The sequence below is a fragment of the Hydrogenophaga sp. H7 genome (assembly GCF_002025745.1).
In the GTDB taxonomy this organism is placed as follows: Bacteria; Pseudomonadota; Gammaproteobacteria; order Burkholderiales; family Burkholderiaceae_C; genus Hydrogenophaga; species Hydrogenophaga pseudoflava.
In genome coordinates, this window is record NZ_MCIC01000001.1 from 124,657 (window position 1) to 139,434 (window position 14,778).

A 14,778-nucleotide genomic window follows, 5' to 3' on the forward strand; every position below is an offset into this window, starting at 1 on the left:
CTCGGGCCGGCTCAGCGGCCCATCTGCTGCCGCATCTCGGCGCAATGGTCCTTGGGGGGACGCCGTGGCGTGACCCACTGGCGGTCGGCCACCGCCGGATCAGCGGCTCCGGCCACGTCGCCGGTCAGCGCCATCACCACGCGGTGCGGCTGCCCGGCGGGCAGATGGCGCGGCACCCCCAGGTCGCGCTGCACGTGGCCGTTGCCCGCGATCAGCAGCACCGTGCGACCCGGCTGGAGCGCTCCCACGGCGGTCTGGGCCATGGCCCGGTCGCGGGCGATCTGGATGCGCGTCATCGGTGCGATCTGGGTGTCGGGCAGCAGCTGACAGTGGCCGTCGCGGATCGCCTCGCGCTGCCGCTGCAGGGCCGGCGCAGGCAGCGTGCCGTCCAGAGTGGCATCGGTCATGGCGGCGCGCATCCCGGCGCGGGGCAGGTTGCCGCCCAGCACCGGCGCCCCGGCGCGCACCGCCGAGAGGATGGTCGGGCCGTACACGGCCCAGGGCCAGGCGCCCGTGTTGCGTTCGGCGGTCCAGTCCAGCGCCTCCCGCACCTGGGCTTCGGTTGCGTCGGGCGGCAAATGGCGGGTGTCCCGGCCCTGCTCGACCATCTCCAGCACCAGCGCCCCCAGTTCGCCGCGGGCGGCCAGCTGCTGCACGGTGTCGCGCTGCAGGGCCTGGTGTTCGGGTGCGTCGTGCTGCTCCCCGACCAGCAACAGCGGCGTGGGCAGCAGGCCCTCGAGATCCGCCGTGGCCAGGGGCATGGCACTGCAGGCACCAATCGTCAACGCCATCAGGGCGACGGTGAACCGGCGGACGATGACAGCGGGGCGACAGATCATGACCCGATACTACGCGTCCTGCTGTTGTTGCGTCGGCGCCTTACCGGTGCCCTGTCCGTGTCGCCCGTTACCGATCCTGAGGCCCCGACCACCCGGGGCACCCCCTTCATCCTTCGTGTCTTGCTGACCCTGGTGCTGGCCTTCGGGGCGGCGCGCCTGTGCGCCTGGCTGAACACGCCCATTCCCTGGATGCTGGGACCGCTGCTGGCGACGGCGCTGGTGTCGGTGTTCGGTGCGCCCACGGCGAGCTGGATCCCGTTGCGCAATGGCGGCCAGTGGGTGATCGGCGCCGCTCTGGGCCTGTACTTCACGCCCGCGGTCGGGGTGCTGGTGGTCGGGCTCTGGTGGGCGATCGCCCTGGGCATCGTCTGGGCGCTGGCACTGGGCCTGGGGTTCGGGGTCTGGCTGCGGCGTGTCCATGCACAGCAGCTGGGGCATCTGAGCCCGGCACAGCTGCGCAGCACCACCTATTTCGCCGGCGCCATCGGTGGTGCCTCCGAGATGACCCTGATCGCGGAGCGCCACGGCGCGAGCACCGATCTTGTGGCGGCGGCCCACAGCCTGCGCGTGCTGCTCGTCACCGTGACCATCCCGTTCGCCATGCAGGCCTGGGGCGTGTCCGGTCTGGAGCCGGCGCCCCCCGGTGCGCGCGCCGTGGACATCGTGGGACTCGCCCTGCTGGGCGGCCTGACCCTGGCGGGCATTCTGGTGATGCGCCGGCTGGGCCGCGCCAACCCCTGGTTCATGGGGGCCCTGGTGGCCACCATGGTGCTGACGCTCGGCGGCGTGACGCTGTCGGCAATCCCGCCTGCGCTCAGCGCCGCGGCGCAACTGGTGATCGGCGTGAGCCTGGGGGTGCGGTTCACGCCCGCGTTTGTACACACCGCGCCGCGCTGGCTGGGCTCGGTGGCGCTGGCCAGCCTGTTCATGATGGCGGTCTGCGCCGGCTTCGCCTGGCTGCTGTCCCTGATGACCGGACTGCACCCGGCCACCATGGTGCTCGGCACCTCGCCGGGTGGCATCGCCGAGATGTCCATCACCGCCAAGGTGCTGCAGCTGGGCGTGCCCATGGTGACGGCGTTCCAGGTCTGCCGCCTGGTGGCGGTTCTGATCCTGGCCGAGCCGGTCTACCGCTGGTGGGTGCGCCGGCTCAGTGCCGGAAGCGACCCTCGCGGGTGACGATCGCCAGGTCGACCAACGACATGCCGGTGTGGGCCCCGTCGCGGTAGCTGATTTTCATTCCCTCGATGGACAGCTCGGTGTTGCGCAGGCCGGCCAGGAACGAGTCGCGGCTCGGGTTGGGCCCGGCACGCCGCAGGGCTTCGATCAGCGCCCTCGCGGTGAGGTAGCCCTCCAGGCTGCCGTACGAAAAGGGCTGTCCCGGCTGGCCACTGGAAAAGGTGTCCTGGTAGGCGCGCGTCAGCGCCGTCTTGCGTTCCCACGGGCTGGGCATGACTTGCGCAAAGATCATGCCGTGCGCCAGGTCCCCCAGATGGCTCGCGAGCTGCGAAGAGCCCGAGTTGACGCCGTAGAAGGCGGCCTTCACGCCAGCCTGCCGCGCCTGACGGATCAGCTTCTCGTACATGCCGGCCCCGCCATGGTTGAACACCATCTGCGCCTTGCTGTCCGCCAGCTGCCGGACCATGGCCGCGATGTCCGCGTCGCCGATGTCCGATTTGAACGGCAGGTCGGTCACCGCCTCGATGCCCGTTTCCCTGGCCAGTCGCTGGACGTTGGCCAGGTGCAGCTGACCCGTTTCCGAGTCCGAGCGCACGAAGGCCACGCGGCCCATGCCCAGGCTCCGGGCGTGCAGCATCAGGGCCCGAAACTCGTCCTTGTGTTCGGCCCGCACCGGGAATACCAGGGGCTGGTGTGGCGTGCGCAGGGTGGGCGATCCCGCCATCGGGCCGAAAAACGGCACCTTGAGGTCGACTGCGGCCTTCATGACGGCGGTGGACGGCCCCCCCTCGATCGATCCGAACAGCAGGAACACCTTGTCCTGGGTCACCAGCTGCCGGGCATTGGCCTCGGCCAGCGCCGACTTGTTGTCGTCGTCCATCACCTTGAGGACCAGCTTGCGACCTGCGACGCCGCCGTTGCGGTTGGTCTGCTCGATGGCCGCCTGGACGCCGGCCAGCACGGCGGTGCCATATTCGTTCTTGCCGCCCTGGAGGGTCAGCGTCTGTCCGATCAGGATCTGCTCGGGGGTCACGCCGTCGGCGGCCGCCTGGGTGAGGCTTGGGGAAAGACCCAGAAGGACCAGGGGCAGCAGGGCGGCGGCCAGGGGCGGACATTTCATTGGATACTCCTCTGTGTATTTCGCCAGTGTATGAATATGCCCCGCCAGCGGACAACAAAAAAGCCGGCGCAGGGCGCCGGCTTTGTGTCGAAAGTCAACGGTTTCGCAGATTTTCAGTGCATGACCACCGGCATCTGGGCCAGCGAGGCATAGCCTTCAAGCGTGTCTTCCACTTCTTCCTGAGAGGGCGTGTTCTGTTGCCAGGCCTGGATCTGCTCCTGGAACATCTCGGCCCAGGAGCCGTCGAGGTAGACCTCCTTGCCCGAGCGCTTGTCGACGATTTCGAAACCGTGGCGGGGAATCTGCGGGCCCAGGAGGCGCTGCGCTTCGCCGTCTTCCGGCGCGTTGGCCAGGATGTGGACCACCGCAAAGGCATCAGAGTCGTAGAGCATGTGCATGGCTGTATTTCCTTCCACAGGGCGAAACGGGGCACCTGTTGTCACTTATATCGGCAATTCGCTGCCGGGCTTCAGGCCTGTTGCAGATTTAGATGGTCCTGTGCGCCGAAGTTTCAAGATGCGTGTGTTTTTCGGCACAGTTCCAACGATCAGGGGGGATCGTTTCTCTGTGGCAGCGCGGGCAGGTCCTGCAGGACCATGTCCAGGTAGTCGCCGTTGTGCTCGGTGATGCGGATGCGGCCGGGCAGGTGGGCGTAGGCCGGCATCAGCCAGACCTCCACCTTTTTGTCGAACTCCTTGCGCGGGGATCGGGTGAGCCGCACGGCCTGCACCTCGCCAGCGGGCAGGGTTTCGTTGGCGACCGGCCCGACCTGGAACAGCCAGACCTCCGACGTGTCCACGCCGCTGACGGGCAGCCGCAGCGCCTTGCCCTCGGTGTAGGCCTCGGGCCGGGCATTGAACAGTGCAGACAGCTGGAAGTTCACCGACAGGCGGTCCTGCGCGCCGGGCAGCAGCTTGGCGTCCGGCGCGTTGTTGCTGAAGCGCAACCGCTGGCCCTCGCGGTCGAAATGCGCGGCGCGCTCACTGCTTCGCGCTTGGTCAGTGAAGCGGTCGGGCGCCAGGCCCTTGGCATTGAGCTGGCCCTTGCTGCTTTGCGAGCGCACGGTGAACACCAGCACACGCACGGTCAGCCTGGCCTCGTACTGCCGGCCATCGGTGGACCATTCCAGCTGCGCAGTGCCGTTGTAGGTCTTGCCTTTGGAGATGGATGTGGCGGAGAAGCGCAGATCTGCGCCCGGCGGCGGCAGGGCCGGCGGCAGGCCGGCGTCGGCCAGTCCCGCGCCCTGGCCCTGGACCGTGCTGGCAGCGACCTCGGTGGCTGCAGGCAGGTCCGACACCGGGGCGGGCGGATTGACAGGCGTGGCCTCGACCGGCGGCGGAGCAGGCGGCTCCGGAGGCGGCGCAACGGCCACTTCGACCGGCGGGGGCTCGGCCGGAGGTTCGGCGGGGGGCGCCACCACGACCGCTTCCACCGGCGGGGGCGGCGGGGGTTCGATCACCTTGGGCGGAGGGGGCGGTGGGGGAGGTGGCGGCGCCGGTTCGGGCGCCGGCGGCTTGGGCAATATCCAGCGCACGCGGCTGCTGCGCACGGGCGGCGGCAGTTCCTCGCTCATGGCGGCGGCCAGTTCGGGTGGTGGCGGCGCACCGGTCGCATCGGGTGCGCTCGCGGGATCGGAGGCGGTCGCGGTGAACATGTCCAGCGACAGGCCGGACAGGCCGCCGCTGAGCAGGCTCAGGTGTGCCAGCAGCACGCCCGCACCCAGCGCGAACAGCACGCGCCGGCGTGGCGCCGCGCGCTCGACGGGAAAGTGCGGCATGGCAGCGGTCATGGCGTCGGCCGGTGGCCCAGATCGTCGCTGAGCTGGCGGGCGCAGCGCCGCAGCGCCTGGGCGGGTGCGCCGTTCCAGTCGGTGTCCAGCGTCGCCACCGAGCCCAGCACCACGAGGCCCAGCGCCAGCCGGCCCTGGGCGTCGAACACCGGCGCGCAGAAGCCGCCCACGCCGGGCAGCAGGCTGTGCACCACCCGGCCCAGGCCCTGGGCGCGGGTTTCATCGAGCATGGCCTGGACATCCTGCAGGGTCTGAGGCACGTCTTCCAGCGGCAGGCCGTTGCGTGGCAGTTTTTTCACCCGGGCCAGTTCCTCTCGGATCATGGGCGCGATGCGCTGGGCGTCGCGGCCTTCCTGGCCCATGAACGCGGCGAAACAGCGCCCGGTGGCCGAGGTCAGCAGCGGCATCACGTCGCCCAGGCGCAGGGTGACCGGCACGGTCTGCGGGGCCTCGGCCCAGTGCACCATGGTCGGCCCCTGGTTGCCCCAGACGGCAATCGCCAGCGTGTGGCCGGTTTCGGCCAGCAGCGCGGGAACGCGGTCGCGCGCCAGCTTCACGGCGTCCAGCCGGCTCAGGCTGGCCAGCCCCAGGCGCAGCGAGGCCGGGCCCAGGTCGTAGCGGGTGCTCACCGGGTCCTGCATCACCAGGCCCATGCGCTGGAAGCTCACCAGGTAGCGGTGGGCCTTGGCCGCGCTCATGCCGGCGGCGGCGGCCAGGTCGCGCAGCATCAGCGCACCGGGGGCCTGGGACAGGGCATTGAGCAGCTCGAACCCGACCTCGACCGACTGGATGCCGGCGCGCAGGTGCTCGGTGTCCGTTTCGGTGGTGTCGCGTCGGTGGGAGGCCTCGGGGGCAGGGGTTTTCGCGGCAGGCATCGGAACAACGTCGGGAGCGCTGGGGTGGAATGAGGGGCTTTCACACGCAGATGTGCGCCGTGAACTAGAATGCTATTTTTACGTATAGGTTAACGAATTTCACTATTCGTAATCATGTAAACCCCACACACCGCAGGAGACTCGCATGAAACTCGCCACCTACAGGGACGGCTCGCGTGACGGACAACTGGTGGTCGTCTCGCGCGACCTGACGACCGCCCATTATGCGACGGGCATCGCCACCAGGCTGCAGCAGGTGCTGGACGACTGGAACTTCCTGGCGCCGCAGCTGCAGGACCTGTATGTCACGCTCAACCAGGGCAAGGCGCGCCACGCCTTCCCGTTCGACCCGGCCATGTGCATGGCGCCGCTGCCGCGCGCCTACCAGTGGGCCGACGGCTCGGCCTACATCAACCACGTGGAGCTGGTGCGCGCCGCCCGCAACTCCGAGGTGCCGGCCAGCTTCTACGAAGACCCGCTGATGTACCAGGGCGGCAGCGACGACTTCATCGGCCCGCGCGACGACGTGGTCGTGCCCAGCGAGGACTACGGCATCGACTTCGAGGCCGAGATCGCGGTCATCACCGGCGACGTGCCGATGTGCGCCACGCCCGAACAGGCGCTGGACGGCGTGCGCCTGCTGATGCTGGCCAACGACGTCAGCCTGCGCAACCTGATCCCGGCCGAGCTGGCCAAGGGCTTTGGTTTCTTCCAGAGCAAGCCGGCCACCGCGTTCAGCCCCGTGGCCGTGACGCCCGACGAGCTGGGCGACGCCTGGCAGGGCGGCCGCGTGCACCTGACCCTGCAGAGCACCTGGAACGGCCGCAAGGTCGGCATGTGCGACGCCGGCCCCGACATGACCTTCCACTTCGGCCAGCTGATCGCCCACATCGGCAAGACGCGCAACGTGCGCGCCGGCTCCATCGTCGGTTCGGGCACGGTGAGCAACCGCGGCGTCGAGGTCGACGGCAAGAAGGACTGGCCCAAGGGCTATTCCTGCATCGCCGAGAAGCGCGCCATCGAGACCATCCTGGACGGCAAGCCCTCGACCGAGTTCATGAAGTTCGGCGACACCATCCGCATCGAAATGAAGGGCAAGGACGGCCAGAGCATCTTCGGCGCGATCGACCAGAAGATCGCCCCCCTGGCCCGGAGCTGAGCCGCTCGCACCGCCCTTATGATCGGCCGCACCATGCGAAGGGTGCGGCCGATTTCTGTTGTGCAGTACGAGACGGCGGCACCCGTCGGCAGTGGCCATGGCTGAGGGCACCCAGCGTCGCTACGAGGCACCTTGCCCGGGTTGCGGCGCTCCGGTGCCGTTCCAGAGCGCCCAGTCCACCCACGCCGTCTGCGCCTACTGCCACTCCAGCGTGGTGCGCCAGGCCGATGCGCTGGCCCGCCTGGGCCGCATCGCCGACGAGTTCACCGACTACAGCCCACTGAAGATCGGCGCCACCGGCCAGTGGCGCGGCAAGGCCTTCACCCTGGTCGGTCGCCTGCAGCTGGGCAACGCCGCGGCGCGCTGGACCGAGTGGCAGGCGGTGTTCGACGACCAGAGCCTGGGCAGCCTGAGCGAGGACAACGGCAGTTTTGTCTTCAGCGTGCCACGCAAGGTCTCGGGCAGCCTGCCCGCGTTCAAGGACTGGCGCGTCGGCCGCAGCCACGTGCTGGGCGGCGAGACCTTTGCCGTCGGCGCGGTCACCGAGGCCTCGGTCCTTGCGGCGCAGGGTGAGCTCTCGCACCTGCCGGAGCCCGGCAAAGTGTTCGGGGTGGTCGAGCTGCGCAACGACGCCGGGTCGGTCTGCAGCATCGACTACGCCAGCGAGCCACCCGCGGTCTGGCTGGGCGCGCAGGTCCCGCTCGACGAACTCCAGCTCGCTGGTCTGGCCGGCGATTCGGTGCGCAAGGACGAAGGGCGGCACTTCAACTGCCCGAACTGCGCGGCGCGGCTGGAGGTCAAGCTCGAAACCACCAAGAGCATGAGCTGCCCCTCGTGCGACGCGCTGATCGACCTGTCGGCCGGCATCGGCGGCGAGCTCAAGCATGCGATCCAGGACGAGCCGGTGCGCCCGCTGATCCCGCTGGGCACCGTCGGCCAGCTGCGCGGTGCGTCCTGGCAGGTGGTCGGCTACCAGCACCGCAGCGGCACCGAGCCGGGCGAGGACGAGGTGTTCGCCTGGCAGGAGTACCTGCTCTACAGCCGCAAGGAAGGCTTCCAGTTCCTGGTGGACGCCGAAGACGGCTGGAGCCTGGTCAAGCCCGCCACCGGTGCACCCAAGGTGTCGTCGGGCGGCAAGACCGCCACCTACCTGGGCAAGCGCTACCAGCTGCAGTACAGCTACCGCGCCGAGACGCAGTACGTGGCCGGCGAGTTCTACTGGAAGGTCGAGCGCGGCCAGGTGACCGAGAACTCGGACTACGCGCAGGGCGGGAACCTGCTGTCGCTGGAAAAATCGCGGGACGAATGGACCTGGTCCGTCGGCGAGCGGCTGGACAGCGCGTTCGTCGCCAAGGCGTTCAAGCTGGACCAGAAGAAGGACCTGTTCAAACGCGGCGACGCGACGCCCCTGAGCAGCGACGGCTGGTCGGTCGGCAAGGTGGTCCTGTTCGTGGTGGCCGTGCTGATCGTGGTGATGATCGAGCGGGGCTGCGACGACTGCGATCCCCAGGTCGAGAACTGCAGCTCGACCTCCGGCCGCTGGGGCGGCGGGTCCTACGGTGGCAGCTCCAGCGGCGGCTGGCACAAGTGAACCGGTTTTTCCCCTCTCCACATTTCGACAGGAGCAACAGATGGACATTGAATGGCTGAGGCCCGCGGCGTTTCTGGGCTCGATCCTGTTCGCGCTGATCGGCGTGGTGGTGTTCTGGATCAGCTTCATCGTGATCGACAAGCTCACGCCCTACGACCTCTGGAAGGAACTGGTCGAGAACCGCAACATGGCGCTGGGCCTGGTGGTCGCGGCGATGTCGCTGGGCATCTCGATCATCGTCGCCGCGGCGATCAGTGGGTGACCCCCCGCGCCGCCTGCGGCGTCACCCCCCAGGGGGCGTCGTCTGCGGCCCGGCGGAGCCGGTTCCGCGACGACCTTGACCGCTCGTGCCTGCGCGACTGCCAACGAACGTGACCACTGAAACCGAACCAACCAGCCACGCCCCCGGCCCGGTGGAGATCGCGCTGCTGGCCAGCGTGTTTCTCGTGGCCGCTTGCGGCCTGGTGTACGAGCTCGCGGCGGCGGCGCTGGCGTCCTATGTGCTGGGCGACTCGGTGCTGCAGTTCTCCACCGTCATCGGCACCTACCTGTTCGCCATGGGCATCGGCAGCTGGCTCTCGCGCCACGTCGAGCGCCAGCTGCCGGCCCAGTTTCTGCGCATCGAGCTGCTGATCGCGCTGATCGGCGGGCTGCTGCCGGCGCTGCTGTTCCTGGCCAACGCCTACCTGCCCGGCGCGTTTCGCGGTCTGCTGTATGGCCTGGTGCTGCTGGTGGGCACGCTGGTGGGACTGGAGATTCCGCTGGTGATGCGCATCCTGCGCCGCCACGTGGTGCTCAAGGACCTGGTGTCGCAGGTGCTGACCTTCGACTACCTGGGTGCGCTGGCGGTGTCGATCGCCTTCCCGTTGTGGCTGGTGCCGCAGCTGGGCCTGGCGCGCACCGGTCTGCTGTTCGGCCTGATGAACGCGGCCGTGGCCTTCTGGGCGCTGTGGCTGTTCCGGCACGAGATCCGCGCACGCGCGGCGCACGCGGCGTCGGCCGTGCTGGTGCTGGCGGCGCTGCTGGTGGCCTGGGCGCTGGCCGACCGCATCACCACCGCCGCCGAAGACCGCTTCTTCGACGACAAGGTGGTGCTGGCCGAGACCTCACCCTGGCAGCGCATCGTGCTCACGCGCGGGCCCCAGGGCCACCGGCTGTTCCTCAACGGCAACCTGCAGTTCGCCGAAAGCGACGAGTACCGCTACCACGAGGCCCTGGTGCACCCGGTGATGTCGGCCTACGCGCGCGGGGGCGGTGCGCCGCGGCGCGTGGCGGTGCTGGGCGGTGGCGACGGCATGGCGGTGCGCGAGGTGCTGCGCTACCCCGGCGTGCAGCAGGTGACCCTGGTCGAGCTGGACCCGGCGATGACGAGGCTGTTCTCCAGCGACGCCGCGCTGCGCCGCCTCAACGCCGACGCCCTGCGCTCGCCGCGCGTGCAGATCGTCAACACCGACGCCTTCCGCTGGCTGGAGGAAGGCATCGACATGTTCGACGTCATCGTGGTGGACTTTCCCGACCCGACCAATTTCTCGGTCGGCAAGCTCTACACCGAGTCCTTCTACGCGCTGCTGTCGCGGCGCCTGTCGGCCAGCGGTTTTGCGGTCGTGCAGACCACCTCGCCGCTGGTGGCGCGCCAGAGCTACTGGACGGTGGCGACCACCATCGAAGCCGCCGGCCTGCGTACCGCGCCGTACCACGCGCACGTGCCCAGCTTCGGTGAGTGGGGTTTCATCGTCGCCAGCCACCGGCCGTTCTCGCCGTCCGTCACGCCGCTGCCCGAGGGCCTGCGCTTCCTCACGCCCCAGACCCTGCCGCTGCTGTTCGACTTCCCGGCCGACATGGCGCGGATGCCCACCGAGGTGAACCGCCTGTCGAACCAGGTGCTGGTGCACACCTACGAAACGGAATGGGGAAAGGTCTCGAAGTGAAGGCCCCATGGCTCTGACGCGGCGCGACTGCCTGGGCTGGCTGGGCGCGTCGGCGGGGGCGGGCCTGCTCGGCTGCCAGCCGGCGCCGAGCGAGGTGACGGGCGGCTTCACCGGACCCGACCCGGCGCGCGGCCACCGCTGGCGCGATGCGGCGCTGGCCCAGCCGGCCGAACAGCGCCGCGCCGACGTGCTGGTGCTCGGCGGTGGCGTGGCCGGGCTGGCGGCGGCGCGGGCGCTGACGATGGCCGGCATCGAGGATGTCGCGCTGCTGGAACTGGAGCCCGAGGCCGGCGGCAATGCGCGTGCCGGGCGGCTGGGTGGTCTGGCCTGTCCACTGGGCGCGCACTACCTGCCCGTGCCCTCGGACGACGCGCCCGAGCTGCAGGGCTGGCTGGAGCAGATCGGCCTGCGCCAGCGCGTGGCCGGCCGCTGGGTCTACGACGAACGCCACCTCTGCCACAGCCCGCAGGAGCGTCTGTACTGGAACGGCACCTGGCACGACGGCCTGCTGTCGCTGGACGGTGTGGCGGCGTCCACGCTGGAGCAGTACCGGCGCCTGAGCCGCCTGATCGACGAGGCCCGGCGCTCGCAGCGCTACGCCATGCCGGCGGTGCGCGTGCCGGTGACCGACACCGTGCGCGCGCTCTGGGCGCAGAGCTTTGCGCAGTGGCTCGATGGCCATGGCCTGAACGACCCGCAGCTGCGCTGGTACCTCGACTACGCCTGCCGCGACGACTACGGCGCCGGTGCCTCCGCGGTGAGTGCCTGGGCCGGCATCCACTACTTCGCCAGCCGCCACGGCTTTCCCTCACCGGGTGATGAGGGCGAGGCCGAGCCCCTGCTGACCTGGCCCGAGGGCAACGCCTGGCTGGTGCAACGGCTGGCCATGGGACTGGGCGACCGCCTGCACACGGGGCAGGGCGTGCTGCGCGTGCGCCCGGGGCGCCAGGGTGTGGCGGTCGACAGCGTGTCGCCGGACGACGGGCGGATCACCCGCTGGCAGGCCCGAGCGGCGGTGGTGGCGCTGCCGGTGTTCATCGCCCGGCGGGTGATCGATCCGCTGCCGCCGGTGGTGTCGGCGCGGGCGGCCGGCCTGCGCATGGCGCCCTGGGCCGTGGTCAACCTGCTGCTGGACGACGCTCCCAAGGACCGCGGCGGCGCCCACCCGGGCTGGGACAACGTCACCTATGGCACCGCCGGCCTGGGCTATGTGGACGCCAGCCACCAGTCGCTGCAGCGGGTGGCCGGGCCGCGCGTGTGGACCTGGTACCTGCCGCTGGGCGACGAGCCGGGCGCGCGCCAGGCGCTGCTGGATCGGCCCTGGACCCACTGGCGCGACCGCGCGCTGGCCGAGCTGTCGCTTCCGCACCCGGACCTGCCGGCGCGGGTGCGCGAGGTGGCGGTGACGCGCTACGGCCATGCGATGGCCATCCCGGCGCCCGGATCGCTGTACGAGGGGCCGTGGCACGACGACCGGCTGGCGTTTGCCCACGCGGACTGGGCCGGGTACTCGGTGTTTGAGGAGGCCTTCACACGCGGCCACCTGGCCGGGCAGCACATCGCGCGCCGGCTGCGCGGCTGAACGAGAGGGATCAGGCGGCGGGCGCCGCGCCGCGCTCGACCGAACGCCGGACGACCTCGGCCGGCGCAAACAACACCAGCAGCGCGTCCATCAGCTGTTGCGCGCGCGCCGAGTGGTCGGCGCCGAAGTTGCAGACGTACACGTCCAGGCTCACGCTGCGCGACTCCGGCCAGGTGTGCACGCACAGGTGCGACTCGGCCAGCAGCACCGTGGCGGTGACGCCGCCCGGGCCCTGCGGCGTGTCGGGGAAGCGATGCCCCAGTTGCGCCACGGCCTGCAGGCCGCTGGCCTGCACCCGCTGCACGGAGGCGGCCAGCAGCCGCTCGGCGTCGGTCAGCCAGGCCTGGTCGCAGCGGCAGCCGCGCAGGTCGGCGGTCAGGTGCAGGCCGTTCACGGCGCTCAGGCGGCGAAGATGGCCTCGGTGCTGGCGAAGCCCTTGACCTCGATCGGGTTGCCGAAGGGGTCGCAGAAGAACATGGTCCACTGCTCGCCCGGCTGGCTCTCGAAGCGCACCTGCGGTGGCAGCACGAAGTCCACGCCCGCAGCGGTCAGGCGATCGGCCAGCGCGCGCCACTCGGACAGCAGCAGCACCAGGCCGAAGTGTGGCATCGGCACCAGGCGCTCACCCACGCGGCCGGTGCGCGTGGTCTTGAACGGCTCGCCCAGGTGCAGCGAGATCTGGTGGCTGAAGAAGTCGAAGTCGACCCAGGTGTCGGTGCTGCGCCCTTCGGTGCAGCCGAGCACGCCGCCGTAGAAGCGCCGCGCCTCGTCCAGGTCGGTGACGTGGAAGGCGAAGTGGAACAGGCTTCGGGCGGGCAGCGTGCTGGAGGTCATCCGCGCAGGATATCAGCGCTGTGTCGGGTCGGCGGCCTTCTGGTCGAACTTCAGGAAATACTGGCGCGCCATCGCGACGAGCTGGGCATCGCTGGGGTGGTCGCTGTTGACCACATCGACCACGGCCTTGTCCGTCGCGTGCGCGTTGTGCTTGCACCAGTCGCGGAACTCGATCTTGGCGCTGGCCGGACCGGTCAGCAGCACCTCGGACACACCCTCCAGCGAGTCCGCGATGGCCTTGAAGAAGTCCTTGTCGGCGCCGACGTGCCCGTGCTTGGGCGTGTGCTGCTGGCGCGCCTTGACGCGCTGCGCCTCGATGTGCTCCTTGTCGAACATCAGCACGTGGGCCTGGCTGTGGTCCATCCAGACGACGGCGTGGAATGTGGTCATGCAAAGTACTCCTGAAAAAAGTGAGGAAAGAAAAAAAGATCAGTAGCCGGCCGGCTTGGTGGCGCCGCTGGCCTGTTCGGCCTTGTCCTGGCAGGCCACACAGCGCAGGGCCACAGGGTTGGCGTGCAGGCGGGCGGTGGCGATCGCATCGCCGCAGTCCACGCACAGGCCGTAGCTGCCGTCGGCCACGCGCTGCAGCGCCTCGTCGATGGCGACCAGCTCGGCCGACTCGCGCTCTTCCATGGCAAACGCCAGGTCGCGTTCGGCATCGGCCTGCGCCCAGTCGTCGCTTTCGGTCTCGCGCGCGTTGGCCGCGGCCTCGGCGCGACCGATCTTGCCGCCACGCTGCGCCCGCAACTGCGCTAGCACGTCGGCGCGCATGGCCTGCAGCTGCTGCCGGAAGGTGTCGGAAATGGGGGTGTTCATGGGTTCTCCTCGTGTGTGGGTTCTGGGTCGGGCGGGTCTTGCGACCACGGTTTCATGGTGCGCCCGACTGTGTGTGACTGCCTTGATCGACGTCAAGCCCGCCGCCGTTCGGGCCGGTTGCCAAGGGGAAATCCCCGGCGGAAAACGCTGCGTTCCCCCGCAGAATCGACGCTTTCATTCTCAAGAATCTGCAGGAGAAAGAACGATGTCCGCTGTCGACTACAGCCGCTACCAGACCCTCGACATCACGCGCCGCGGCCCGACCGTGGACGGCGTGCCCTCGGTGCTGGACATCCGCATGAAGGCCGACGGCCCCGGCGGCAACGGCAAGCTGCCCACGGCCGGCCACGAAGGCCACTGGGAGCTGAGCGAGATCTGGCGCGACGTGGGCCGCGACGACAGCGTGCGCTGCGCCGTGCTGCGCGGCAGCGGCATGGGCTTCTCGGGCGGTGGCGACCTCGCGCTGGTGCAGGACATGGCGACCGACTTCGAGGTCCGCACGCGGGTCTGGAAGGAGGCGCGCGACCTGGTCTACAACGTCATCAACTGCGACAAGCCCATCGTCAGCGCCATGCACGGCCCGGCCGTGGGGGCCGGCCTGGTGGCGGGCCTGCTGGCGGACATCTCGATTGCCGCGAAGAGCGCCAAGATCGTCGACGGCCACACGCGCCTGGGCGTGGCGGCGGGCGATCACGCGGCCATCGTCTGGCCGCTGCTGTGTGGCCTGGCCAAGGCCAAGTACTACCTGATGCTGTGCGACCCGATCAGCGGCGAGGAGGCCGAGCGCATCGGCCTGGTGTCGCTGGCCGTCGACGACGACGCGCTGCTGGACAAGGCCTGGGAGGTCGCGGATCGCCTCGCCTCGGGAAGCCAGACCGCCATCCGCTGGACCAAGTACTCGCTGAACAACTGGCTGCGCCAGGCCGGCCCGGCCTTCGACACCTCGCTGGCGCTCGAATTCATGGGTTTTGCCGGACCGGATGTGCGCGAAGGTGTGGCATCCTTGCGCGAGCGCCGTGCGCCGCGTTACGGTGCCGACACCTGACCATGTTCCACGAGGAGACCG

At 69.8% G+C, this 14,778-nt stretch carries 16 protein-coding genes; 7 read left to right on the top strand and 9 right to left on the bottom strand.

The window, feature by feature from the left end:
• Nucleotides 1–11 precede the first annotated feature (11 nt).
• Complete coding sequence (locus tag BC358_RS00660; RefSeq protein WP_079364285.1) at nt 12–839, bottom strand: ChaN family lipoprotein; 828 nt, start codon at nt 837–839, stop codon at nt 12–14.
• A 57-nt stretch (nt 840–896) separates the two neighbouring features.
• Between BC358_RS00660 and BC358_RS00665 the strand changes: the two genes are divergently transcribed.
• The gene (locus tag BC358_RS00665; protein WP_256861395.1) at nt 897–2,018 is read left to right on the top strand and encodes an AbrB family transcriptional regulator; all 1,122 of its coding nucleotides are present in this window, start codon (nt 897–899) and stop codon (nt 2,016–2,018) included.
• On the opposite strand, the gene BC358_RS00670 is transcribed toward BC358_RS00665, so the two are convergent.
• The 4 genes from BC358_RS00670 to BC358_RS00685 all read right to left on the bottom strand — a co-directional run bounded on the left by BC358_RS00670 (nt 1,990) and on the right by BC358_RS00685 (nt 5,802).
• Nucleotides 1,990–3,138 carry an ABC transporter substrate-binding protein gene (locus tag BC358_RS00670; RefSeq protein ID WP_079364286.1) on the bottom strand — a complete coding sequence of 383 codons (1,149 nt, stop codon included), beginning with the start codon at nt 3,136–3,138 and terminating at the stop codon, nt 1,990–1,992. The two genes, BC358_RS00665 and BC358_RS00670, sit on opposite strands and share 29 nt — an antisense overlap.
• A 113-nt stretch (nt 3,139–3,251) precedes the next feature.
• Nucleotides 3,252–3,536: a DUF3567 domain-containing protein gene (locus tag BC358_RS00675; RefSeq protein ID WP_066157363.1), complete on the bottom strand. Its 285-nt coding sequence runs from the start codon at nt 3,534–3,536 to the stop codon at nt 3,252–3,254.
• Between the two features lie 149 nt (nt 3,537–3,685).
• Entirely contained in the window at nt 3,686–4,915 is a 1,230-nt protein-coding gene (locus tag BC358_RS00680) for a DUF3108 domain-containing protein (protein WP_079364287.1), read from the bottom strand.
• Nucleotides 4,916–4,923: 8 nt separating this feature from the next.
• The gene (locus tag BC358_RS00685) at nt 4,924–5,802 is read right to left on the bottom strand and encodes an IclR family transcriptional regulator (protein WP_079364288.1); all 879 of its coding nucleotides are present in this window, start codon (nt 5,800–5,802) and stop codon (nt 4,924–4,926) included.
• A gap of 145 nt (nt 5,803–5,947) precedes the next feature.
• Between BC358_RS00685 and BC358_RS00690 the strand changes: the two genes are divergently transcribed.
• The 5 genes from BC358_RS00690 (at nt 5,948) to BC358_RS00710 (ending at nt 12,062) form a co-directional block, all read left to right on the top strand.
• Nucleotides 5,948–6,961, top strand: coding sequence for a fumarylacetoacetate hydrolase family protein (locus BC358_RS00690; protein WP_066157358.1), 1,014 nt, complete (start codon nt 5,948–5,950; stop codon nt 6,959–6,961).
• Nucleotides 6,962–7,058: 97 nt separating this feature from the next.
• On the top strand, nt 7,059–8,552 hold the full coding sequence (locus BC358_RS00695; RefSeq protein ID WP_079364289.1) for a DUF4178 domain-containing protein: 1,494 nt from the start codon (nt 7,059–7,061) through the stop codon (nt 8,550–8,552).
• 40 nt (nt 8,553–8,592) lie between these two features.
• Nucleotides 8,593–8,814 (top strand): DUF350 domain-containing protein, encoded by a 222-nt coding sequence (locus BC358_RS00700; protein WP_079364290.1) that lies wholly within the window; start codon nt 8,593–8,595, stop codon nt 8,812–8,814.
• 109 nt (nt 8,815–8,923) lie between these two features.
• On the top strand, nt 8,924–10,480 hold the full coding sequence (locus BC358_RS00705) for a polyamine aminopropyltransferase (protein WP_256861396.1): 1,557 nt from the start codon (nt 8,924–8,926) through the stop codon (nt 10,478–10,480).
• A gap of 7 nt (nt 10,481–10,487) precedes the next feature.
• Entirely contained in the window at nt 10,488–12,062 is a 1,575-nt protein-coding gene (locus BC358_RS00710) for an FAD-dependent oxidoreductase (RefSeq protein WP_143434135.1), read from the top strand.
• 10 nt (nt 12,063–12,072) lie between these two features.
• Here the strand turns inward: BC358_RS00710 and BC358_RS00715 are convergent, their stop codons facing one another.
• The 4 genes from BC358_RS00715 to BC358_RS00730 are packed head-to-tail and all read right to left on the bottom strand — an operon-like array spanning nt 12,073 to nt 13,712.
• Nucleotides 12,073–12,456 carry an S-adenosylmethionine decarboxylase family protein gene (locus tag BC358_RS00715; protein ID WP_079364291.1) on the bottom strand — a complete coding sequence of 128 codons (384 nt, stop codon included), beginning with the start codon at nt 12,454–12,456 and terminating at the stop codon, nt 12,073–12,075.
• A gap of 5 nt (nt 12,457–12,461) precedes the next feature.
• Nucleotides 12,462–12,896, bottom strand: coding sequence for a VOC family protein (locus BC358_RS00720; protein WP_079364292.1), 435 nt, complete (start codon nt 12,894–12,896; stop codon nt 12,462–12,464).
• A gap of 12 nt (nt 12,897–12,908) precedes the next feature.
• On the bottom strand, nt 12,909–13,286 hold the full coding sequence (locus BC358_RS00725) for a hypothetical protein (RefSeq protein WP_066157339.1): 378 nt from the start codon (nt 13,284–13,286) through the stop codon (nt 12,909–12,911).
• Between the two features lie 39 nt (nt 13,287–13,325).
• Nucleotides 13,326–13,712: a TraR/DksA family transcriptional regulator gene (locus tag BC358_RS00730; RefSeq protein WP_066157336.1), complete on the bottom strand. Its 387-nt coding sequence runs from the start codon at nt 13,710–13,712 to the stop codon at nt 13,326–13,328.
• Between the two features lie 205 nt (nt 13,713–13,917).
• Here BC358_RS00730 and BC358_RS00735 point away from each other — a divergent pair, with 205 nt between their 5' ends.
• On the top strand, nt 13,918–14,757 hold the full coding sequence (locus tag BC358_RS00735) for an enoyl-CoA hydratase/isomerase family protein (protein WP_066157332.1): 840 nt from the start codon (nt 13,918–13,920) through the stop codon (nt 14,755–14,757).
• Nucleotides 14,758–14,778: the final 21 nt, after the last annotated feature.

Bases quoted from the DNA above. Each gene is read 5' to 3' on its own strand.
- BC358_RS00660 (WP_079364285.1), bottom strand. From the start codon at position 839: ATGATCTGTCGCCCCGCTGTCATCGTCCGCCGGTTCACCGTCGCCCTG.
- BC358_RS00670 (WP_079364286.1), bottom strand. From the start codon at position 3,138: ATGAAATGTCCGCCCCTGGCCGCCGCCCTGCTGCCCCTGGTCCTTCTG.
- BC358_RS00675 (WP_066157363.1), bottom strand. From the start codon at position 3,536: ATGCACATGCTCTACGACTCTGATGCCTTTGCGGTGGTCCACATCCTG.
- BC358_RS00680 (WP_079364287.1), bottom strand. From the start codon at position 4,915: ATGCCGCACTTTCCCGTCGAGCGCGCGGCGCCACGCCGGCGCGTGCTG.
- BC358_RS00685 (WP_079364288.1), bottom strand. From the start codon at position 5,802: ATGCCTGCCGCGAAAACCCCTGCCCCCGAGGCCTCCCACCGACGCGAC.
- BC358_RS00690 (WP_066157358.1), top strand. From the start codon at position 5,948: ATGAAACTCGCCACCTACAGGGACGGCTCGCGTGACGGACAACTGGTG.
- BC358_RS00695 (WP_079364289.1), top strand. From the start codon at position 7,059: ATGGCTGAGGGCACCCAGCGTCGCTACGAGGCACCTTGCCCGGGTTGC.
- BC358_RS00700 (WP_079364290.1), top strand. From the start codon at position 8,593: ATGGACATTGAATGGCTGAGGCCCGCGGCGTTTCTGGGCTCGATCCTG.
- BC358_RS00710 (WP_143434135.1), top strand. From the start codon at position 10,488: ATGGCTCTGACGCGGCGCGACTGCCTGGGCTGGCTGGGCGCGTCGGCG.
- BC358_RS00720 (WP_079364292.1), bottom strand. From the start codon at position 12,896: ATGACCTCCAGCACGCTGCCCGCCCGAAGCCTGTTCCACTTCGCCTTC.
- BC358_RS00725 (WP_066157339.1), bottom strand. From the start codon at position 13,286: ATGACCACATTCCACGCCGTCGTCTGGATGGACCACAGCCAGGCCCAC.
- BC358_RS00730 (WP_066157336.1), bottom strand. From the start codon at position 13,712: ATGAACACCCCCATTTCCGACACCTTCCGGCAGCAGCTGCAGGCCATG.
- BC358_RS00735 (WP_066157332.1), top strand. From the start codon at position 13,918: ATGTCCGCTGTCGACTACAGCCGCTACCAGACCCTCGACATCACGCGC.